We start from the raw sequence: 20,468 nt of genomic DNA, 5'->3' as shown, positions 1-20,468 counted from the left end.
CTTCCCCATATTTTTTTTATCGTGTCGACCGGGGGGCGTTCTCTTTTGGAGGAGAACGCCCGCCAGTGTCGTGGACTTCGGTGCCGAGGGGCGATACCGGGACGACGCTTCGTGTAAATCGAAGACATATGTCAATCGAACATGCTGAACTTCATCCTAACGAGGGTAACTTGCAGGGCAAGGAACGGTTTTGCAACCACCAGTACCCCGGTGTCGCGTCTAAGCTCGCGGGCGCCGTCACCCCGGCCCCTGGTGACTCCGGACCCTGCGATGAGGAACGGTTCAGCAGCCGGTTGGAGGTGACGCCGTCGTGGCACCCGGCCCCGCACCACACACCCGGCATCTGCGTGTCCACCGGCACCGCGGCCACACCGTGCTGGAACTGCACGGGGAGATCGACATCCTCGCGGCGATGGAGATCACCCCGTTCCTGGACTCCGCGACGGGCGGCCCGGCGCCGCAGATCGTGATCGACCTGCGGCCGGTCGAGTTCTTCGACTGCTCCGGGCTGCGCCTGCTGTACCGGGCCAGACGCCGCGTGCTCGCGCGGGAGGGCCGGCTGCACCTCGTCTGCACCCAGCCGCTGACCCTGCGGATCCTCAAGGTGACCGGCCTCACGCACCTGCTGCCTCCGTCCGCCTCACTGGACGAGGCGCTGGGGCAACCCGAGGCCACATCGGGCACCTTCTGACGGCCGTCCGGCCACCCCGGCTAGCCACTGTTGATCCAGCCTCGGCCTGCACACCATTGGCTGGACAAATCCAGCTTCTCGATCCTGAGGAACGGCAGGAAGTCTCGCCACTGCACCTGTCTATTCGTTCTCAGGCGTGTCGAACAGGGCGCTGACGGACTCACCGTTGTGAATGCGCCGCACGGCCTCGGCGAGCGCCGGGGCGATGGACAGGACCCGCAGCTTCTCGGTGTGCTCCTCCGCCGGGATCGGCACGGTGTTCGTGCAGACGATCTCCAGGACGTCGGGCTGGTCACTGAGCCGCTTGAGCGCGCCCGCCGCGAACAGGCCGTGGGTGCACGCGACCCGAATCGAGCGCGGCCGCAGCTCCCTCAGCCGGTCGAGCAGTTCGAGGACGGTGCTGCCCTTGGCGATCTCGTCGTCGAGGACGATGACGTCCCGGTCGGTGACCTCACCGATGACGGAACTGATGCTCACCCGGTCGTCGGCGAACCGCTGCTTGGCGCCCGCGGCCACCTGGGCGCCGATCAGCCGCGCGAAGTGGGCGGCCTCCTTGGCGTTGCCCAGGTCCGGCGAGACGACCGTCGTCCGCGACAGGTCGTAGTGGCGGAAGTGCGCGGCCAGCTCTCGCAGGGCGTGCAGATGATCGACCGGCACGGAGAAGAACCCGTGCACCTGCGGGGAGTGCAGGGTCATCGCCAGCACCCGGCTCGCACCCGCCGCCACCATCAGATCCGCGACCAGCCGCCCGCCGAGCGAGATCCTCGGCATGTCCTTCTTGTCCGAGCGGGCGTACGAGTAGTGCGGCATGACCACTGTGATCCGCCCGGCGGACGCGCCGCGCGCCGCGTCGCACATCAGCAGCAGTTCGACGAGATTCTCCTGCACCGGCTTGACCAGCGGCTGCACCAGGAAGACATCGCGCTCCCGGCAGTTGGACTGGAGCTGCACTTCCAGACAGTCGTTGGCGAACCGACTGGTGCGGCTCGGGCTGAGGGGCACACCGAGATGCGCACAGACCTCGGCGGCCAGCTCGGGATGGGCACTGCCGCTGAACACGGCGATATCACGCACGGACGCTCCTCGCATGATCGAACAGGATGCGCCGCCGGTCGGCATGATCGATCCGGGATGCCTGCCTCATGCTACTGGGCCGCGCCGGGTGTCCCCACCGGGGGAAATCCCGTTGCGGACGACCACCGATGACACGCGTCACCGACTGGCTACCGTTCGACGTCGAGGGCGTCCGAGCACGAACCGTGTCCTGCTGAGCTGCGCACAGTGTGTCGGACAGATGCGGTACAGCCGGTGAGACGCGGTGAGTCCCCGGCGTACGCGAGCTGCCAGGTACGTACAGGGCCGTAGGCACCTGGTGCGCCTGGTCGTGAAGGTGGCTGGGCGGGCCGGGCCGGGGACGCGCCGGGGTGCGGCCGGCCCGGGAACGGTCACCTGACGCAGCGAGGCAAAGGGGCCGAACCTCCCGCCTCGGGTCGTCCCGTCCCGGCGCCGCCGGGGCAGACGCACCGCGCCGGACGGACCCCGCGCACCCGTCACCGGAACCTCCACCAACAGGTCGGCCTACCAAGGGATTTGAGGGGCATCCGGTTAGCAGAAAGGGAGGACCGTAGACATGACGACGTCCATCAAGCGCTTGCCCGGGTGGGCGAAGGTGCTCAGCGCCTTCGTGCTGGTGCTCGTGGTGCTGTTCGCCGGCCTGCGACTGGCCGTCCTGCCGGGGCTGCGCGACGTGTTCGGCACGGAGACCAACGACCGCAGCGGCCCCACGCTCCTCAAGTCCATCCAGGACATGAGCCGTTACGACGCCGCCTCAGGGAACTTCCAGGTGGTCGTGGATCTGGAGAAGGACGCCAAGTACCTGCCGGACGCGCTCCGCGGCACCCGCACCCTGTACGTGGGTGCCGGCACGGTCGACTCGTATGTCGACCTCGGCAAGATCGACGACAAGGACGTGACGGTCAACGAGGACCGTACGTCGGCTACGCTCCGACTGCCGCACGCGGCGCTGGGCAAGCCCGCGCTCGACCCCGACCACTCGTACGCCGTCTCCAAGCAGCGCGGTCTCCTCGACCGGATCGGCGACATCTTCTCGGACAACCCGAACGGCGAGCAGGCGGTGCAGAAACTCGCGGTCGAGCACATCAGCGATGCCGCGAAGGACAGCCAACTCACCGCGCGCGCCGAGGAGAACACCACGAGCATGCTCAAAGGCCTGCTGACCTCACTCGGCTTCACGGAGGTGAAGGTCACCTTCGCCACGTGAGTCGCGCCCCCGGCGCGAAGCTCATCAAGTCACCGTGCCCTTCGACATCGACTCCCCCATCGCGGGTAGTCGGCATCAGCCACAGGCAGTTGAAACATGGAGGATCGCATGCTGCGTACGGCGTTGCGTGCTCGGACCGCGAAATCGGGTCGCCAGCCGTCCACGCGGAAGCAGGAACGGGGACGAGAGCCGGCGCGGGAGCGGGGAGCGCTCCCCCTCCCCGTGCGGCTGTTGGTCATGCTGCTGGCCCTGGGGGCGATGGTCGCCTTCGCCGCCGCGCTGGCCCGGGTGACCCTGGAGCCGTCCCCGGCGTCAGAGGCGCTGATCCACACCAATCTGCACCCCGGCCGTTCCCTGAACGCCTATCTCAACCAGCCGGAGATGCGCGACGCCTTCAGGCAGATCGGCGGGAACATTCTGCTCGGTGTGCCCTTCGGGCTGCTGCTGCCCGTGCTGGCGCCCAAGACCCGGGGAGTCCTGCGCGTCCTGCTGCTGACGGCGGTGGTCATGCTGCTGGTCGAGATGCTCCAGGGGGCCCTCATCACCGGGCGCGCCTTCGACATCGACGACGTGATCCTCAACACAACGGGAGCACTGGTGGGTTATCTGCTGCTCGGGCGTCGGCTCGGGCGGGCGGTGCACGGGCGTCGTCGCACCCGAAACACATCCAAGAACGACTGAGGCGGCGGTGTGAACAATAGGTCCGGACCAGGACCTTGACACCCCCTTACCTCACTTCTTAAATCAAGAGGCAAAGCATGTACCCCCCACCTCAGTCGACCCGCCCCTCTCCCCGGGTCGCGTACAGAAGGGAGAGTCGTGGTTTCTCCGCGCCTGCTCCGAAGATGCCTCTTTGCCGCTCTGTCGGCCGCCCTCGTGGCCTCCGCCGCCATCGCTCCCGCGCAGGCGGGTCCCGCAGCGGCCGATGACGTGACGGCCGCGGCCGTCACGTTCCAGGACACGTTCGACGGCTCCGCCGGATGGGCCGTGGACCCCAACAAGTGGCAGATCGAGACCGGCGACAACGTCAACAACGCCGAGCGGCAGATGTACACGTCCGGCGCCAACAACGCGGCGCTGGACGGCCAGGGCCACCTGGTCATCACCGCTCGTAAGGACAATCCGGCCAACTACCAGTGCTGGTACGGAACGTGCCAGTACACCTCGGCCCGGCTGAACACCGCCGGCAAGTTCACGGCTCAGTACGGCCGTGTCGAGGCCACGATGAAGCTTCCGCGCGGCCAGGGCATGTGGCCGGCGTTCTGGATGCTCGGCAACGATCTCGGATCGGTCGGCTGGCCCGCGTCGGGTGAGATCGATGTCATGGAGAACGTCGGCTACGAGCCGTCGACCATCCACGGCACGATCCACGGACCGGGATACTCCGGCTCGACCGGTATCGGCGCCGGGTACACCCTGTCGAACGGCCAGCAGTTCGCGGACGCTTTCCACACCTTCGCGGTCGACTGGGCGCCCAACTCGATCAAGTGGTCGGTGGACGGTGTCGTCTACCAGACGCGTACGCCCGCCGATGTCGGCAGCAACGCTTGGGTGTTCAACAAGCCGTTCTTCCTGATCCTCAACCTCGCGGTCGGCGGCTACTGGCCCGGCGACCCCAACAGCTCCACCGTCTTCCCGCAGTACCTCGTCGTCGACCAGGTGAAGGTGACGACGAGCGACACCTCGGCCGTCGGGGTCCCGATCAAGGGCCTCGCGGGCAAGTGCGTGGACGTTGCCGGGGGCAGCTCGACCAACGGCGCCGCCGTACAGCTCTACGACTGCAACGCGAGCGCCGCCCAGCAGTGGACGGTCGGCTCGGACGGCACGATCCGCTCGCTGGGCAAGTGCCTCGATGTCACCAGCGGTGGTACGGCGGACGGCTCGACCGTGCAGCTCTACGACTGCAACGGGAGCGCCGCCCAGCAGTGGGTGGTCAGTTCGGCCAACGACATCGTGAACCCACAGGCCAACAAGTGCCTGGATGTCACGGGCAACAACTCGGCCAATGCCACACGTCTGCAGATCTGGACGTGCACCGGCACAGCCAACCAGAAGTGGACGGTTGGCTGACAGACCGCCCGGGCGGGCAGGCGGACGGTCCGGCAGGGTTCATCCCTGCCGGACCTTTCGTGTTCGCGCCTCCCACAGCAGCGTCAGCGCGGCTGCCAGGTCAGCTTGTCGCCGCCCACCCAGCGCACCACGGCCGGGTCGTCGAGGTCGTGGACCGTGATGCCGTAGGCCGCGGCCGTCGTCAGTACGTCGATGAGCGCCTGAGCCCGGGCGACCACTTCGCCGTCGATCTCCATGATCCGGAACGGCGGTGTCCCCGGCTGTACCCCGAGCACCATGATCCGCGGGTAGGAAAGGTGGGGGCTCGCGATTTCGGTCATGCCTCGAGCGTAGAACGGTTCCCTCCGGTCAGCGGCTGCACGCAGGGGGCTCCGGGCGCTCCGGCGGCCCCTGGTGCGGCGGGACGGCGGAAGTGGGCGTGTTCGCCCGGCCGGGTGAGCGTTCCCGCTGCCGACCGCACGGCGGCCATCCGCCGTGCGGCCCGGCCACGGCTGGGCAAGGCTTGGGGGGAGGGAGGTGCCCATGGATCCCGTCGAGGCGCTGGACCGGATCGCGTTCCTGCTGGAGCGGGACCAGGCCCCCACCTATCGCGTGCGTGCCTTCCGCACCGCTGCGGCCGTGCTGGCGGCGCTTCCCGGGGCCGAGGTGGCGGAGCGCGCGGCGGCCGGGTCGCTGGAATCACTCAAGGGCGTCGGCCCCAAGACGGCGCAGGTCGTACGCGAGGCGCTGGCCGGTCAGGTGCCGGGCTATCTGGAGAAGCTGGAGCAGGAGGCCGGGGCGCCGCTCGCCCAGGGAGGTGAGCGGCTGCGGGGACTGCTCCGCGGCGACTGCCATCTGCACTCCGACTGGTCCGACGGCGGCAGCCCCATCGAGGAGATGGGCAAGGCCGCGGCGCGACTCGGCCATGAGTGGGCGGTGCTCACGGACCACTCGCCGCGGCTGACGGTGGCGCGCGGACTGTCCCCGGAGCGCCTGCGCGAGCAGCTGGCCGTGGTCGCGGAACTGAACCGGCGATGGGCGCCGTTCCGGCTGCTCACCGGCATCGAGTGCGACATCCTCGACGACGGTTCGCTCGACCAGGACCCGGAGTTGCTGGAGCGGCTCGATGTCGTGGTGGTGTCCGTGCACTCCAAGCTGCGCATGGAAGCGCGGCCGATGACCCGCCGTATGGTCGCCGCCGTACGCAATCCGCTGGCGGACGTGCTCGGACACTGCACGGGCCGTCTGATCACCGGGCGCGGCCGGCCCGAGTCGGAGTTCGACGCGGACGCGGTCTTCGCGGCCTGCGCGGAGTCCGGCACGGCCGTGGAGATCAACAGCCGCCCCGAACGGCTCGACCCACCGCGCCGGCTGCTGCGCCGTGCGGTCGACGCGGGGGTGCTGTTCTCCGTGGACACCGACGCGCACGCCCCCGGCCAGCTCGACTGGCAGATCCACGGCTGCGCGCGGGCCGAGGAGTGCGGGGTGCCCGCGGAGCGCGTGATCACCACCTGGACAGCCGACGAACTGCTGTCCTGGACCAGGGACCGGACGAGCCCTGCGCGCGCGAGCGGTCCCTGACATCACCACACCGCCCCCAGTGTCCGTCGTGACGGACGTCACCGAGCCCGAGCACGCCCCGGGGAACACCCACGGGTAGTTCTCCGTTGAACAAACCGTGGGTGCGGATGGAACAGTGTCCCCGGGCCTAATCCATCGCCCGCAGGGAAGATCGTTCGGCTGAAGCCCTGCGGAGCCCCCGCCGAGAGGCGACCGCCGTCCGTGCCCACCACAGACGACCCCGATCGCGATTCCCCCGTCCGGTCGGGGTCTTTCCTTGCCCGCGCCCCGGGCGGCGGCGTCCGCTTGCCTTCGAGTGCACTCCAATTCGTAGCGTTCGAGGCATGACCACTGCGCAGCACAAGATCGGCTCGGGCTTCGGTGCCCGGAGCACTGCCGACGACGTCCTTCAGGGCATCGACCTCTCCGGAAAGCTGGCGATCGTCACGGGCGGGTACTCGGGACTCGGCCTGGAGACGACGCGCTCTCTCTCCACGGCGGGCGCCCATGTCGTCGTCCCCGCGCGGCGCCCGTCCACCGCCCGCGAGGCCGTGGAGGGCATCGAGGGCGTCGAGGTGGACGAACTCGACCTCGGCGACCTCGACAGCGTCCGCGCCTTCGCCGAGCGGTTCCTCTCCTCGGGCCGCACCGTCGACCTCGTCATCAACAACGCCGGGATCATGGCCTGCCCCGAGACCCGTGTCGGGTCCGGCTGGGAGGCCCAGTTCGCGACCAACCACCTCGGCCACTACGCCCTCGTCAACCGGCTCTGGCCGGCGATCGCCCCCGGCGGAGCGCGGGTCGTCGTCGTGTCCTCGGGCGGCCATCACTTCTCAGGGATCCGCTGGGACGACGTGCACTGGAAGACCGGCTACGACAAGTGGCAGGCGTACGGGCAGGCGAAGACGGCTAACGTGCTGTTCGCCGTCCAGCTCGACCGGATCGGCCAGGAGTCCGGCGTACGGGCCTTCTCGGTGCACCCCGGATCCATCCGGACGCCGCTCCAGCGTCACCTCCCCAGGGAGGAGTTGCTGGCGCGCGGCTGGGTCGAGGAGGACGGCGAGCTGGTGCCTCCCAGCACCTTCAAGTCGCCGGAGCAGGGCGCGGCCACCCAGGTATGGGCGGCGACCTCCCCGCAACTGGCCGGTATGGGCGGGGTGTACTGCCTCGACTGCGACATCGCCGAGCCTGCTCCGGCGGACGGCGCACTGACCGGCGTACAGGCGTATGCGATCGACCCCGAGCAGGCCGCACGCCTGTGGGAGCTGTCGGCGGAGCTGACCGGAGTGAACGCGTTCGCGTGAGGCCCGCGAGGTGATCGACCCGACCGCGACCTCCCGAAGCCGTGAAAGGCCTACCACTCCCTGTCGAGGTCAGGCCGGGGACTCGCCGGGGTCGGGGTCCTCCGGGTGGACGGTGTCCGAGCGCGGGGCGCCCTTTCTGCTCGTGCCCGCCTCGTCCGTGTCGGGGACATCCACGGCGGGCTCATCCTCGCCGGGACGCGCCGTCGGAGCCAGGTCCCAGGGGTCCTCGCCCTCCTGGACCTGCTGGTCCGGCATGTCCCGCGGGACCGGATCGGTGTTCTCGCCGGGACCTTCCGGCCGGTATTCCGTCATGTCGCACCCCAATCTTCGGCAGCCAGGCGTGGCCGTCTGGCCGGGCCGTTGCCGGCACGGCCTGCACACGTGGCCGGCCGTTTCCAGCCCGGAGCGAGTACCGCGGGGGTGATCGGCGAAACCGGCCGCCCGGGGTCAGTGCGGTGCCCGGTCCTCCAGCGCGGTGCGCCAGGCCGGGGACGGGCTCTCACCGACCGGTGCGGCACGCCGACCGCCGCGGGCGAAGAAGTCGGCAAGGGGCAGGATGGCGGCACCGACGGTGACCGCGTCCGGGCCCAGCTTGCCGAGGTCGATGGAGACGCGCTCGGCCGGATAGCGCAGGGCGTACTCGGTCGCGTACCGGCGTACGGCGGGCAGGAAGCGGGAGCCGAGCTGGAGGCCCGCCCAGCCGCCGATGAGTATGCGCTCGGGCTGGAAGAGGTTGATCAGGTCGGACAGGCCGGCGCCCAGGTACTCGGCGGTCTCCTCCAGGACTGCGAGCGCCACCACGTCGGGTTCGGCCTGGCTGCCGTCCTCGGCGTCCTCGGGCGGGTAGGCGGCCGCGAGCATCGCGGTCAGCGCCGTCTCCTCGTCGACGCCGTCCGGCGGGCGTCCGCCCTCCTCGCGCCAGCGGTCCAGCAGCGCCTCCGCACCGGCGTAGGCCTCCAGACAGCCCAGGGCGCCGCAACGGCAGCGGCGCCCCCTGACCCGTACGGTCAGGTGCCCCCATTCGACGGCCCGGCCGTACTCCACGTCCTCCGTGACGAGGCACGCGCCGACGCCCGAGCCGAAGAGGACGACGACTGCGTTGCGGGCGCCGCGGCCGGCGCCGAACCACATCTCGGCCTGGCCGAGGGTCCGGGCGCCGTTGTCGGCGAAGTACGGGACGGTGTCGGGGAGTTCGCAGGTCTGGCGGAGCAGGGATTCGAGCGGGACTGCGTCCCAGCCGATCGTCTGGCCGTGTACCACCGCGCCGAGCCCCGGGGTACGGGCCACTATGCCGGGGACGCCGATGCCGACACCGAGGAGCTGTTCGGGGGTGATGTCCGTCTGGGCCAGTACCTCGGCGATCCCGTCGCGGATGTGGCCGACGACGACTTCGACGTCGTAACCCTGCTGCTCCAACGGCCGGTCGGTGCGGGCGAGTTCGGTGAGGGTGAGGTCGAAGAGCTCAACGCGGACGCGGGTTTCGCCGACGTCGACGCCGATCATGTAGCCACTGGTGGGCGCGACGCGCAGGAGGGTGCGCGGGCGGCCGCCGTCGGAGTCGACGCTGCCGGCCTCCTCGACCAGTCCGTCGGCGACCAGCTCCGCGACGACATTGCTGATGGAACCAGAACTCAGTGCGGTGGCCGGACCCAGTTCGTAGCGGCTCATCGGGCCGTCGAAATACAACCGTTGCAGTACGGCGGTTCGATTGCCCCGCCGCAGGTCACGGACTGTGCGCCCGTTCCGCCCCGTCATGTGGCTCCCCTCCGGTTCGCCCGACTTGCAAGATACCGCTGCGCGATCCCTTGACGCGACTTTCTTCCGAGTCTTAACTCACATCCTAAATTAAGTCGTGAGGGGCGTTCGAGAAGTGAACACTCGCAAGGGACGTACGCGCGGTGCTGATACACGCCGCGGACGCCGTCATGACGCTCCTTCGGAAAGGGACGCCTGAGCCATGCGCAGAATCCGAGCCGCGGCCGCCGGTGCGGTCACTGTCTCCATGCTGACCGCCGTGACCGCCTGTGGTGGCGGCTCGTCGGACGGCGGATCCAACGACTCGCCCAAGACCCTCACCTACTGGGCCTCCAACCAGGGGGCCAGCGTCGAGGTCGACAAGAAGGTCCTCCAGCCCGAGCTCGACAAGTTCGAGAAGGACACCGGGATCAAGGTGGAGCTGGAGGTCGTTCCCTGGTCGGATCTGCTCAACCGGATCCTCACCGCGACCACCTCGGGCCAGGGGCCCGACGTCCTGAACATCGGCAACACCTGGAGCGCCTCCCTGCAGGCCACCGGGGCGCTGCTGCCCTGGGACACCAAGAACTTCGACAAGATCGGCGGCAAGGACCGCTTCGTCGACTCGGCGCTCGGCTCCACCGGCGCGGCGGGCCAGGACCCGGCCGCGGTGCCGCTGTACTCGATGGCGTACGCGCTCTACTACAACAAGGCGATGTTCGCCGACGCCGGCATCGCGAAGCCGCCGACCACCTGGGACGAGTTCGTCGCCGACGGCAAGAAGCTCTCCAAGGACGGCAAGTGGGGCGCGGCCTTCGAAGGCGCGAACCCGGCGGAGAACATCCACCACTCCTTCGTCTTCGCCAAGCAGCACGGGGCCGACTTCTTCACCGCCGACGGGAAGCCGGACTTCGCCAACGACGGCGCGGTCGCAGGGGTCAAGCAGTTCGTCGACCTGATGGCCACGGACAAGGTCATCGCGCCGGGCGACGCCGAGTACGCGCAGAACCAGTCCGTGAGCGACTTCGCCACGGGCAAGACGGGGATGCTGCTGTGGCAGTCCGCGTCCGCCAACCTGGTGTCGCAGGGCATGACTGAGGACGAGTTCGGCATCGCTCCGGTGCCCGTGCAGTCGGGCACTCCGGGGACCGGGACGAACGTCAACTCGATGGTCGCGGGCATCAACCTGGCCGTCTTCAAGGACACCGACAACCTCGACGGCGCCACCGAGTTCGTGAAGTTCTTCACCAGCGACGCCGAGCAGAAGATCCTCAACACGGCGTACAGCTCCATCCCGCCGGTCAAGGCCGCCCAGGAGGACGCCGCCTTCAACACCCCGGCGACCGCCGTCCTGAAGGACACGCTCGCCAAGAGCGCGGTCGCGCTTCCGCAGGTCGCCGACGAGTCCCAGTTCGAGACGGCCGTCGGTACGGCGATCAAGAACCTGTTCGCCGACGCCGCCGCCGGAAAGCCGGTGACCACCGAGTCGGTGAAGGCCGCCCTCGAAAAGGCCCAGACGCAGATGCCGACGAAGTGAGCGCGAGCACAAAAATGACCACCACGACCGCCTCCCAAGAGGCCGGCGATCGGACGGTGCGCAAGAACTCCCCCGGTGCGGCGCGTGGCCCGCGCCGCACCGGGCGGATCAAACGCATCGGACTGCCCTACCTGCTGCTGCTGCCCGCCCTGATCCTCGAACTGCTGGTCCACCTGGTGCCGATGGTGATCGGCATCGTGATGAGCTTCAAGGCGCTCACGCAGTTCTACATCCGCGACTGGGGCACCGCGCCCTGGTCCGGCCTGGACAACTACAAGGTGTCGGTGGACTTCGACGCGCCCGTAGGCAAGGCGCTGCTCGACTCGTTCTTCCTCACCATCGGCTTCACCCTGCTGTCGGTCGGCCTGTGCTGGCTGATCGGCACGGCGGCCGCGATCTGCATGCAGGACGCCTTCCGGGGCCGCGGCCTACTGCGCGCCCTTTTCCTGGTGCCGTACGCGCTACCCGTGTACGCGGCCGTCATCACCTGGGTGTTCATGTTCCAGCACGACAACGGCCTGGTGAACCACGTCCTGCACGACCAGCTGGGCATCACCGACAAGCCGTCCTTCTGGCTCATCGGCGACAACGCCTTCTACGCGCTGCTCACCGTGTCCGTGTGGAAGGGCTGGCCGTTCGCCTTCCTCATCGTCATGGCGGGCCTGCAGAACATCCCCAAGGACCTGTACGAGGCGGCCGCCCTCGACGGCGCCGGTGTGTGGCAGCAGATCCGCCGGATCACGCTGCCGTCGCTGCGGCCCGTCAACCAGGTGCTGATCCTGGTCCTGTTCCTGTGGACGTTCAACGACTTCAACACGCCGTACGTCCTGTTCGGCAAGTCCGCTCCGCCGTCCGCGGACCTCATCTCGGTGCACATCTACCAGACGTCGTTCGTGAGCTGGAACTTCGGCACCGGCTCCGCCATGTCCGTCCTGCTCCTGCTCTTCCTGCTCGTCGTGACGGGCGTCTACCTCCTGCTGACCTCCCGAGGAAGGAAGACGGCCGATGTCTAGTACCTCCACGAAGCTCCGCTCCCCGATGGCCCAGCCGAAGTCCTTCCTCTGGACCCGACGGATCTTCCTCACCCTGCTCACCGGCTTCGTCATGGTGCCGGTCTACGTCATGGTCTCCAGCTCGCTGAAGCCGTTGCAGGACGTCCAGACGAAGTTCCAGTGGGTGCCGAGCAGCCTGACCATCCGCCCGTACATCGACATCTGGACGACGATCCCGCTCGCCCGGTACTTCGTGAACTCGCTGATCGTGGCGGGCGCCGCGACGGTCTGCTCGGTGGTGATCGCGGTCTTCGCGGCCTACGCCGTCAGCCGCTACAACTTCCGCGGCAAGCGCGTCTTCACGGTCACCGTGCTGTCCACCCAGATGTTCCCCGGCATCCTCTTCCTGCTGCCGCTGTTCCTTCTCTACGTCAACATCGGCAACGCCACCGGCATCGCCCTGTTCGGATCCCGCGGCGGACTGATCCTGACGTATCTCACCTTTTCCCTCCCGTTCTCGATCTGGATGCTGATCGGGTACTTCGACTCCGTGCCACGCGACCTGGACGAGGCGGCACTGGTCGACGGCTGCGGGCCGCTCGGCGCGCTGTTCCGCGTCGTCGTGCCGGCCGCGATCCCCGGCATCATCGCGGTCGCCGTCTACGCCTTCATGACCGCCTGGGGCGAGGTGCTGTTCGCGTCGGTGATGACCAACGACCAGACCCGCACACTCGCCGTCGGGCTCCAGGGCTACTCCACGCTCTACAACGTCTACTGGAACCAGATCATGGCCGCGTCGCTCGTCGTCAGCGTCCCCGTGGTCGCCGGCTTCCTGCTCCTCCAGCGTTTTCTGGTCACCGGGCTCACCGCGGGAGCCGTCAAGTGACCAACTCTCCTCTCCCCGAAGGGACTTCCGTGACCATCGACCTTGCCGCCCTCCCCGAGGACTTCCTGTGGGGCACGGCCACGTCGGCCTACCAGATCGAGGGCGCCGTCGCCGAGGACGGCCGCTCCCCCTCCATCTGGGACACCTTCTCGCACACCCCCGGCAAGATCGACAACGGCGACGACGGGGACCTCGCCTGCGATCACTACCACCGCTGGCGCGAGGACATCGGGATCATGCGCCAACTGGGCACCAACGCCTACCGGTTGTCCGTCGCCTGGCCACGTGTCGTACCGGGCGGCGACGGCCCGGTCAACGCCAAGGGACTCGACTTCTACGACGGGCTGATCGACGCCCTCCTGGAGGCGGGCATCACCCCGTCCGTCACCCTCTACCACTGGGATCTGCCCCAGGTCCTCCAGGACCGGGGCGGTTGGCCCGTCCGCGACACGGCGTACCACTTCGCCGCCTACTCGGCGGCCGTGGCCGAGCGCCTCGGTGACCGCGTCAAGCACTGGACCACGCTCAACGAGCCGCTGTGCTCGGCCTGGATCGGCCACCTGGAGGGCCGGATGGCCCCGGGCTGGACGGACCTCACGGCCGCCGTGCAGACGTCGTACCACCTGCTCCTCGGCCATGGCCTCGCCACCCAGGCGATCCGCGCGGCCGTCCCCGGCGCCCAGGTCGGCATCGTCAACAACCTGTCCTACATCGAGCCCGCCACCGACCGCCCCGAGGACGTCGCGGCGGCCCGCCGGCTCGACGGCCACACCAACCGCTGGTGGCTCGACCCGGTGCACGGCCGTGGCTTCCCGGCGGACATGCAGGAGGTCTACGGAGTCGAACTCCCCGAGCAGCCGGGCGACTTGGAGACCATCGCGGCGCCTCTGGACTGGCTGGGCCTCAACTACTACTTCCCGTCCACGGTCGCCGACGACCCCACCGGTCCGGCGCCCCGCGTCCGCACCGTCCGCCGCCTCGGCGTACCGCGCACCGGCATGGACTGGGAGGTCGGCGCCCACGGCATCGAGAACCTCCTGCTGCGGCTGACGAACGACTACGGCGCCCAGAAGATCTACGTCACCGAGAACGGTTCCGCCTATCCCGACATCGTGCGTCCCGACGGCACCGTCGACGACCCCGAGCGCACCAAGTACCTGGAGCAGCATCTCGCGGCCTGCGCCTCGGCGGCCGCCCAGGGCGCTCCGCTCGCCGGTTACTTCGCGTGGTCGCTGCTCGACAACTTCGAGTGGGCGTACGGCTACGACAAGCGCTTCGGGCTCGTGCACGTGGACTACAAGACCCAGCGCCGCACGGTGAAGGGAACCGGGCACCGGTACGCGGACATCATCCGGGCACACGGAAGGAAGCGGCGGAACGCCGCCTAGCCGATACGGCTGCCGGTGGGCCCCCTGTCGCGGGCGGGGCCCACCGGTCCATACCGGGGTTGTCGGGCCGGGCAGGGCCCACCAGTCCGTACGGGGGTCATCCGGCCGCGTACACGTCCTCGACGTAACGCCCGGACGCGATCAGATCGTTCAGCCACTGCTCCGAGTCGCCGCCCGGGTTCCGGTCCGCGTGCAGCGTACGGAAGGCTTCGCGGACGCCGGGGGCCATCCGGGAGCCGTCGCCGCAGACGTAGACGCGGGCTCCGGTGTCCAGCAGGTCCCAGACCTCGTCCGCCTCGGCGGCGATCCGGTGCTGCACGAAGGTGACGCCGTCGACGGGGGCCGCACTGAAGGCCGGGCGCAGGGAGACCGCGCCGGCGGCCTCGGCTGAGCGAAGTTCGTCGGCGTGCAGGAAGTCCGCGTCCGGGTCGTCGCATCCGAAGTAGCAGAGGGCGGCGGGGAGTTGGGTCCCGGTGCCGCTCGCCACCAGTGCGCGGCGGTCCGCGATGGCTCCTCGGAAGGGGGCGAGACCGGTGCCCGCCGCGACCATGATGACCTTCGAGGAGTCGTCGATCCGGAACGCCTCCCGGCAGGGCTGGATGCGGGCGAGCACGGTCTCGCCGGGCTTGAGGGTGTTCAGGTAGCCGGAGCCCACTCCCTTGTACGTTCCATTGCCGGAGCGGGCCGGCGCCTCCAGGAGCGAGACCATCAGGTCGACGTGGGCCGGGTCGGTCGCGGGGGACGAGGAGACCGAGTAGTGGCGCGGGCGCAGCGGCGTGAGGAGCCCGTCGAGCAGGGCCGGCCAGTCGAGTGCACCGCGCAGGGCCGGGTACCCCTCGGCGAGCTCGACCAGGGTGCGCGGGTCGTCCGAGAGCGCCGCGAGGGCCGTGCGCTCGGGTGGGCACGGGTTGGCGGCGGCGAGAGCGGACAGCTGGTCGGCGGTCGGGCGATCCTGCAACTCGACGTGGTGGGCGAGTAGGTGACGGGCCGTCACGGGACGGTCGACGGCGATTCCGTCGCGGCGAGGGTGTGCGGCTCTGATGTCCAGAACCGTGTCAAGGACCAGGCCCAGCGCGGAGGCGGTCCGCTCGACGAGGGCCGGGTCGTTGACGGGAAGCACCGTGAGGTGGTCGCCGGTGCGGTAGGTCGCGCCGTCCGGCAGCGCCAGGCGGAGGAAACGCTTGGTCCTCGGGTGTCCGGGTGCGGTGAGGTCGTACGCCTCGGTGACGGTCATCGGGACGAGGCCGTGCCGCTCGGCGAGCGCGTCGAGGGGACCGCCGGTCAGCGTGCGGACCTCGTAGGCGGCCTCGGCGGGCCCCTCCGGGTCCGTGGCCTCGGGGTCGCCGTACCGCTCGAGGAAGGCGGTCCGCAGCCGTGCCGTGAAGGCACGGACCGTGCCTCCGAGGTCGCCCGAGGCGTCTGCCGCCGTGCGCTCCAGGAAGCGTGTGCCGCCCAGTTCCGCGAGGCGTTCGTCGATGCGGGTCGGGAAGTGCTGGTAGGTGGCGGCCCAGTTGCGGTCGCCGACGCCGAGGACGGTGTAGGTGAGACCATCGGCCCGCTCGGCGCGGTCGAGGCGGGCGGCGAAGGCGGTGGCGTCGTCCGTGGGCTGTCCGTTGTAGGAGGCGGCGGTGATGACGACGAGACGGTCGGTGGGCAGCCCGTCGGCGTAGGCGTCCAGGGGTGCCACCTCCGTCTCGCAGCCGATCGCACCGGCCTCGTCGGCAAGGGTCGCGGCGAACTCGCGGCAGGTACCGTAGTTGCTGCCGTGCAGGAAGAGGGCGCGGGTGCCGGAGCGGACCCGGGAGGGCAGCACGGCCCGCTCGTCGGCCGCTGCCTCCGACCGGTCCTCGACCGTGCCCGGCAGCGCAGGGTGGACTCGGTCGGCTGCGGTGCGCGGTGAGAGCGTGAGCGTGAAGCCGTCGGGCTTCAGGGTGAGAGTCTCCTTGACCGTCAGCCGGTAGTCGGCGTGGTCGTGCAGCCGGTAGCGGTGGACGAGCATCGCCAGCAGCATGGTCGCCTCGTGGAGCGCGAACTGCCGCCCGATACAGGCACGTTCACCGGTTCCGAAGGGCTTGAAGGCGTGCGGTGAGCGCGCGGCCTCCGCCTCCGGCGTGAAGCGGGAGGGGTCGAACAGCTCGGGGTTGTCGCCCCAGGCCGGCTGCCGGTGCAGCATCGGCCCGATGATGCTGACCGGCTGCCCGGCGCGCAGCGGGATCCGGCCGCCGAGCAGCGTGTCCTCGCGGGCGTGCCGGCTGAACACGGCGGCGGTCGGATACAGCCGCAGCGCTTCGTTGAGCACCTGTCGGGTGTAGGTGAGCCGTCCGACCTCGTCGAACGTCGGCTCGGGGTCGGCCGTGTCGCCCCACAGCGCGTCGGCCTCGCGTCGCACATGCTGGAGTACGGCGGGGTGCTTGGCCAGGTAGTACAGCGCGAAGGACATCGCGCCGGAGGTCGTCTCGTGGCCCGCGATCAGGAAGGTGATCACCTGGTTGCGGATGTTGGCGGTGTCGAGGGTGCTGCCGTCGGCGGGGTGCTCGGCGGCAAGCATGAGCCCGAGGAGGTCGTCCGCCTGGCGTTGCCGCTCCCCCACACGGGCGGCGATCACTTCGTCGACGACTCCCGCGAGGTAGTCCGCGTCCGCCCGGAAGGCCACGTCCGCCGCCGCGTGGTCACTGCCCGGCGTGCGGGCCAGCTTCGTCATGCTCCACTCCAGGCAGCGGACCATGGCCTCGACGAAGGGGTGCGGTTCGGCGCGCTCGAAGGACCCGAAGTCGTAGCCGAATCCGGCGAGTCCGATGGTGTCCAGCGTCATCCGCGTCATGTCGTCGGGGACGTTCACGGGCTGCCCGTCACGCGCCCCGCGGTCCCAGGACTCGATCAGCCGACGCGCCACGCGCAGCATGACGGGGTGGTACGTACGCATCGAGCCCAGCGCGAACGCCGGCATCAGGATGTCGTGCGCCTTGGCCCAGTTGGGCTCCTCGTTGTACGCGGTGAACAGTCCGTCGGCGGCGAACTCACGGACGTTCTCCAGAGCCGGCCCGATCGCCTTCGCGAACCGGTTCTCGTCGGCCAGCTCGGTGACCAGATCGAGGTCGCTCACGAAGAGCACGTCCCGGCCGTGCAGCCGGCGGACGATCGCGGGTCCGTGCTCACGCATGAGCCCCATCACCTGCTGGACCGGTGTGCGGCCGGGGCCGGTGACGGAGACGTCGATCAGAGGGAGGCCGTGGAGGGTGCCTGTGGTGTGAGGGGTGCCTGTGGTGTGCAGGCTGCCTGCGGTGTGACGGGTCTCTGTCGTGCGGGGGTGCGGCGCGGTGGGGGGCATGGCGCGACAACCGCCTTTCGCGGTACGGGAGTACTGCGGTCAAGCTTGATCGCTGGGTACCGTTCGCCTGCGACGTGGCACTACATGATTGTGCAGTCGAAAATGTGCGGCGGGGCTTGCGCAGTCCACGGGGCCCCGCCATCCAGCCCGGGGTGGCCGGCCCCGAGCGCGGGCGCCTTCCGGGGCTCTCTTCGACTGGACGCCCGGCGCCCGGCCCCGTTGGGCGCGGCTTCGCCGTCTCCACCGGCGGCATGCCGGGCGGCCTGCACGGCGGGGACGAGGACGCCTCCCCCTACGGCGACAGAGATCTCCGCCACACGGCTTCGGTCGCTTCGGTCGCTTCGGCGGGCTGAATTCGGTCGCTGAGCTGCGGGTAACGTGTGGTGCCGAAGACCGGACCGCACCGGCTCCGAGGAGCCCGGCACGGCAGGAGGCGTGAGTGGACCTGACGCGGGCGGACGCCGTGGTGTGGCGGAACCGGGCCCTGCTGTTGTTCGACCGGATTCCGATGCCCGTCGCGGTGTGCGATGTGCACGGGGTGATCGTCCTGGCCAATCCCGCGATGGCGAGGGAGTGGGGTGAGACGCCGGGCCGGCTGCGCGGGCGGAACGTGCTGGATCTGTTCCGCCCGCAGGAGGCGACGCAGGTGGAGCGGATCGCCCAGGCGCTGCGGCTGCGGCACCGTTCCCGCTACCCGGTCTCGGTGCGCTGGGAAGCGGCCGACGGAGCGCGGCGGCGCGGCGAGCTGACCGCGGACCCTGTCAGCGACAGCTCCGAGGCGTCCACGGCTCTGCTGGTCACGCTCCGGGTGCTCGGTGAATGCCCCAGCTCCGACCCCGGGCAGGCCGAGCCGTCCGCCCCGCCCGTCGGTGACACCGAGGCCCGCATTCTGGCGCTGCTGGCCGGGGGCGCGACCACGGCCGGGGCAGCCCGGGAGACGGGCCTGACCGTGGACGGCGTCAACTACCACCTGCGTCGCCTGTCCGAGCGCTGGGGCGCGGCCACCCGTACGGAACTGGTCGCCCGCGCCTACGCACTGGGCGTGCTGACTCCAGGAGTGTGGCCGCCCAGAGCCGTTCCGGCCCCCTGAGGAGCACCGAAGCGCGCGAGGCAGTGCCACACCATTTTCAGATCCTGCAGCTCGTGCCGGCCGGTGCGCGCCGCGTCCCCGATGATCCGTGGGTCGAGGTGGCCGTCCTCGGCGATCCGGGCGCCAAGGGTCTGTCCGGCGGATCAAGCCGGAGACGCGGGGCTTGGCACGCCTGTCTGCGGCGTTTTCGTCGGTTGCCGACGCTCCGCGTCGCCTTCCTCCTCCGCCTTGCAGCCAGACGCACCAAGCCCCGCTCACCCGCACTGATTCGGCACCGCAGCTACCCTCCGACCTGATCTGCCGGACAGGCCCGAGTTCGACGAACTCCGGGCCGCGGAAGTCCGGGTGGCGTCTCAGATCCTCGACGGAGAGCCGGTATCCGGGGTGCCACCCGACCGGGCACGGCAGCCGCGGGGCCGCGGTCTCTACGGCGTCCCGCGGTAGGACTCGTCGAGGACCAGTGCCTCCATGTCCCGCGCCAGTACGACCCTTCCGTGTACCTGCGCCTCGATGTAGTCGTTGAGAGGGTCCTGGTCGTCCGCCTCGGCCAGCTCGATGAGGGTTGTCCCGGCGGCCACCCGAACGCGGACGGCTCGGCCGCGCTGTCGGGGTAGCAAAAGGTGGCCCGGCGCAGTGCCTCGCCGGTCAGCCGGACGTGCGAGGAACCGAACCGGGCTGCCGCGCCGACCAGTTGACGCCGGAAGTTCAGCGCGCCGTACACGGGGCGTTCGTGCGTGGGCGCGGTGTCGTACGCGGCCACCGAAGATCCGGCTCTCCCAGCGCCGGCGGTCACCGCCGGGGTGCGCGGTCAGGCCGCCGTTGCTCGTGCCGGTGACGAACTGCGAGCGGTACGTGCCGTCCTGGGCCAGCGCCTGAAGGATCGGGAGTCCGCGGGCAAGCCGGTCCGGGTGGAGGTTCAGGGTTATCCGGGGGCGCGGGATCCACCGCCGGGCCGGAGGAGCGGGCCTCGACGTGACGCACGGCCCGCTCCTGCGGTGTGCGGCCGTTCCCGAAATGCATTGGATCTCTCCGACGGGTTTCCGTAGCTTAGCCAAAAACCTAGTACCCCTAGGTTTTGGCACGTCCGAACCCAGGAGCACTCCCCCATGAGATCACTCACCGAGCAGGACATCCGCAACTCGTTCATCAACTGCTCCAAGGGCGAGGCCAAGCGTCTCTCGATACCGCGAGATCTCGGCGAACGCCCCTGGGACGACCTGGACTTCCTCGGCTGGCGGGACCCAGGGGCGCCCGACCGCAGTTATCTGGTCACCGTTCGGGCCGGCGACCTCGTCGGAGTCACCCTGCGCTTTCCCTCCTCCCAACGCGGCTTCCTGCACCGCAGCATGTGCTCGCTGTGCCTGACGACGCATCCGGGCAACGGCGTGTCGCTGATGACGGCCCGCAAGACGGGCGCGGCCGGCCGCGAGGGCAACTCGGTCGGCATCTATATGTGCGCCGACCTCGCCTGTTCCCTGTACCTGCGCGGCAAGAAGTCCCTCGAATCCGGCAGTCGCTTCGAGGAGAGCCTCACGGTGGAGCAGCAGATCGCCCGGACGGTGGGCAACCTGTCGGCGTTCCTGGAGAGGCTGTACGCCTGACAGCGGCCGTGCGGCTCACCTCCCCGG

General features: G+C 69.7%; 17 protein-coding genes and 2 pseudogenes. 12 read left to right on the top strand and 7 right to left on the bottom strand.

Translation table 11 applies throughout. The features are described 5' to 3' along the window. The first annotated feature begins 310 nt into the window (after window positions 1–310). On the top strand, window positions 311–691 hold the full coding sequence (locus ACFWP7_RS10495) for an anti-sigma factor antagonist (RefSeq protein WP_384379142.1): 381 nt from the start codon (window positions 311–313) through the stop codon (window positions 689–691). 120 nt (window positions 692–811) lie between these two features. Here ACFWP7_RS10495 and ACFWP7_RS10490 read toward each other — a convergent pair whose 3' ends face one another. Beyond that, the gene (locus ACFWP7_RS10490; protein ID WP_384379139.1) at window positions 812–1,765 is read right to left on the bottom strand and encodes a ribose-phosphate diphosphokinase; all 954 of its coding nucleotides are present in this window, start codon (window positions 1,763–1,765) and stop codon (window positions 812–814) included. Between the two features lie 556 nt (window positions 1,766–2,321). Here ACFWP7_RS10490 and ACFWP7_RS10485 point away from each other — a divergent pair. From ACFWP7_RS10485 to ACFWP7_RS10475, 3 genes are all read left to right on the top strand, one after another. Continuing rightward, the gene (locus ACFWP7_RS10485; RefSeq protein ID WP_384379136.1) at window positions 2,322–2,972 is read left to right on the top strand and encodes a DUF4230 domain-containing protein; all 651 of its coding nucleotides are present in this window, start codon (window positions 2,322–2,324) and stop codon (window positions 2,970–2,972) included. 108 nt (window positions 2,973–3,080) lie between these two features. After that, on the top strand, window positions 3,081–3,653 hold the full coding sequence (locus ACFWP7_RS10480; protein ID WP_384379133.1) for a VanZ family protein: 573 nt from the start codon (window positions 3,081–3,083) through the stop codon (window positions 3,651–3,653). A gap of 138 nt (window positions 3,654–3,791) precedes the next feature. Then, window positions 3,792–5,042, top strand: a complete 1,251-nt coding sequence (locus ACFWP7_RS10475) for a ricin-type beta-trefoil lectin domain protein (protein ID WP_384379130.1) — start codon at window positions 3,792–3,794, stop codon at window positions 5,040–5,042. Window positions 5,043–5,125: 83 nt separating this feature from the next. Here the strand turns inward: ACFWP7_RS10475 and ACFWP7_RS10470 are convergent, their stop codons facing one another. Continuing rightward, complete coding sequence (locus tag ACFWP7_RS10470; protein ID WP_384379127.1) at window positions 5,126–5,362, bottom strand: hypothetical protein; 237 nt, start codon at window positions 5,360–5,362, stop codon at window positions 5,126–5,128. Between the two features lie 202 nt (window positions 5,363–5,564). On the opposite strand from ACFWP7_RS10470, the gene ACFWP7_RS10465 reads away from it, so the two are divergent. Continuing rightward, window positions 5,565–6,602, top strand: coding sequence for a PHP domain-containing protein (locus ACFWP7_RS10465; protein ID WP_384379124.1), 1,038 nt, complete (start codon window positions 5,565–5,567; stop codon window positions 6,600–6,602). Window positions 6,603–6,925: 323 nt separating this feature from the next. Further along, window positions 6,926–7,885, top strand: coding sequence for an SDR family NAD(P)-dependent oxidoreductase (locus ACFWP7_RS10460; protein ID WP_384379121.1), 960 nt, complete (start codon window positions 6,926–6,928; stop codon window positions 7,883–7,885). Between the two features lie 69 nt (window positions 7,886–7,954). On the opposite strand, the gene ACFWP7_RS10455 is transcribed toward ACFWP7_RS10460, so the two are convergent. Further along, window positions 7,955–8,197, bottom strand: a complete 243-nt coding sequence (locus ACFWP7_RS10455) for a hypothetical protein (protein WP_384379118.1) — start codon at window positions 8,195–8,197, stop codon at window positions 7,955–7,957. A 135-nt stretch (window positions 8,198–8,332) separates the two neighbouring features. Further along, complete coding sequence (locus ACFWP7_RS10450; RefSeq protein ID WP_384379115.1) at window positions 8,333–9,640, bottom strand: ROK family protein; 1,308 nt, start codon at window positions 9,638–9,640, stop codon at window positions 8,333–8,335. 202 nt (window positions 9,641–9,842) lie between these two features. On the opposite strand from ACFWP7_RS10450, the gene ACFWP7_RS10445 reads away from it, so the two are divergent. Genes ACFWP7_RS10445 through ACFWP7_RS10430 form a run of 4 tightly spaced genes read left to right on the top strand, consistent with a single transcriptional unit; the run spans window position 9,843 to window position 14,422 of the window. Next, window positions 9,843–11,156, top strand: coding sequence for an ABC transporter substrate-binding protein (locus ACFWP7_RS10445; RefSeq protein WP_384379112.1), 1,314 nt, complete (start codon window positions 9,843–9,845; stop codon window positions 11,154–11,156). 14 nt (window positions 11,157–11,170) lie between these two features. After that, entirely contained in the window at window positions 11,171–12,169 is a 999-nt protein-coding gene (locus ACFWP7_RS10440) for a carbohydrate ABC transporter permease (RefSeq protein ID WP_384379109.1), read from the top strand. A 25-nt stretch (window positions 12,170–12,194) separates the two neighbouring features. Further along, on the top strand, window positions 12,195–13,034 hold the full coding sequence (locus tag ACFWP7_RS10435) for a carbohydrate ABC transporter permease (protein ID WP_384379451.1): 840 nt from the start codon (window positions 12,195–12,197) through the stop codon (window positions 13,032–13,034). 29 nt (window positions 13,035–13,063) lie between these two features. Continuing rightward, window positions 13,064–14,422 carry a GH1 family beta-glucosidase gene (locus ACFWP7_RS10430; RefSeq protein ID WP_384379105.1) on the top strand — a complete coding sequence of 453 codons (1,359 nt, stop codon included), beginning with the start codon at window positions 13,064–13,066 and terminating at the stop codon, window positions 14,420–14,422. Between the two features lie 97 nt (window positions 14,423–14,519). On the opposite strand, the gene ACFWP7_RS10425 is transcribed toward ACFWP7_RS10430, so the two are convergent. Beyond that, window positions 14,520–17,750: a cytochrome P450 gene (locus tag ACFWP7_RS10425; RefSeq protein WP_384379102.1), complete on the bottom strand. Its 3,231-nt coding sequence runs from the start codon at window positions 17,748–17,750 to the stop codon at window positions 14,520–14,522. Window positions 17,751–18,189: 439 nt separating this feature from the next. Between ACFWP7_RS10425 and ACFWP7_RS10420 the strand changes: the two genes are divergently transcribed. Further along, the gene (locus ACFWP7_RS10420) at window positions 18,190–18,840 is read left to right on the top strand and encodes a PAS domain-containing protein (protein ID WP_384379099.1); all 651 of its coding nucleotides are present in this window, start codon (window positions 18,190–18,192) and stop codon (window positions 18,838–18,840) included. Here the strand turns inward: ACFWP7_RS10420 and ACFWP7_RS10415 are convergent. Both ACFWP7_RS10415 and ACFWP7_RS10410 read right to left on the bottom strand, forming a co-directional pair. Then, a pseudogene (locus ACFWP7_RS10415) lies at window positions 18,780–18,968 on the bottom strand (DUF3626 domain-containing protein); the annotation flags it as partial. The gene ACFWP7_RS10420 and the pseudogene ACFWP7_RS10415 overlap by 61 nt on opposite strands. A 190-nt stretch (window positions 18,969–19,158) precedes the next feature. Further along, window positions 19,159–19,860, bottom strand: a pseudogene (locus ACFWP7_RS10410) (DUF3626 domain-containing protein); the annotation flags it as partial. A gap of 86 nt (window positions 19,861–19,946) precedes the next feature. Here ACFWP7_RS10410 and ACFWP7_RS10405 point away from each other — a divergent pair. Beyond that, window positions 19,947–20,441, top strand: a complete 495-nt coding sequence (locus tag ACFWP7_RS10405) for an FBP domain-containing protein (protein ID WP_384379096.1) — start codon at window positions 19,947–19,949, stop codon at window positions 20,439–20,441. Window positions 20,442–20,468: the final 27 nt, after the last annotated feature.

Origin of the sequence: Streptomyces sp. NPDC058470, assembly GCF_042721055.1 — a bacterium.
Lineage (GTDB): Bacteria > Actinomycetota > Actinomycetes > Streptomycetales > Streptomycetaceae > Streptomyces.
The sequence above is the reverse complement of the archived record's forward strand: the minus strand, read 5'-3'. Positions and strand labels throughout refer to the sequence as shown.

Coding starts and splice junctions, on each gene's coding strand:
- ACFWP7_RS10470 (WP_384379127.1), bottom strand. CDS start 5,362: ATGACCGAAATCGCGAGCCCCCACCTTTCCTACCCGCGGATCATGGTG.
- ACFWP7_RS10455 (WP_384379118.1), bottom strand. CDS start 8,197: ATGACGGAATACCGGCCGGAAGGTCCCGGCGAGAACACCGATCCGGTC.
- ACFWP7_RS10445 (WP_384379112.1), top strand. CDS start 9,843: ATGCGCAGAATCCGAGCCGCGGCCGCCGGTGCGGTCACTGTCTCCATG.
- ACFWP7_RS10425 (WP_384379102.1), bottom strand. CDS start 17,750: ATGCCCCCCACCGCGCCGCACCCCCGCACGACAGAGACCCGTCACACC.
- ACFWP7_RS10435 (WP_384379451.1), top strand. CDS start 12,195: ATGGCCCAGCCGAAGTCCTTCCTCTGGACCCGACGGATCTTCCTCACC.
- ACFWP7_RS10480 (WP_384379133.1), top strand. CDS start 3,081: ATGCTGCGTACGGCGTTGCGTGCTCGGACCGCGAAATCGGGTCGCCAG.
- ACFWP7_RS10485 (WP_384379136.1), top strand. CDS start 2,322: ATGACGACGTCCATCAAGCGCTTGCCCGGGTGGGCGAAGGTGCTCAGC.
- ACFWP7_RS10450 (WP_384379115.1), bottom strand. CDS start 9,640: ATGACGGGGCGGAACGGGCGCACAGTCCGTGACCTGCGGCGGGGCAAT.
- ACFWP7_RS10440 (WP_384379109.1), top strand. CDS start 11,171: ATGACCACCACGACCGCCTCCCAAGAGGCCGGCGATCGGACGGTGCGC.
- ACFWP7_RS10405 (WP_384379096.1), top strand. CDS start 19,947: ATGAGATCACTCACCGAGCAGGACATCCGCAACTCGTTCATCAACTGC.
- ACFWP7_RS10465 (WP_384379124.1), top strand. CDS start 5,565: ATGGATCCCGTCGAGGCGCTGGACCGGATCGCGTTCCTGCTGGAGCGG.
- ACFWP7_RS10460 (WP_384379121.1), top strand. CDS start 6,926: ATGACCACTGCGCAGCACAAGATCGGCTCGGGCTTCGGTGCCCGGAGC.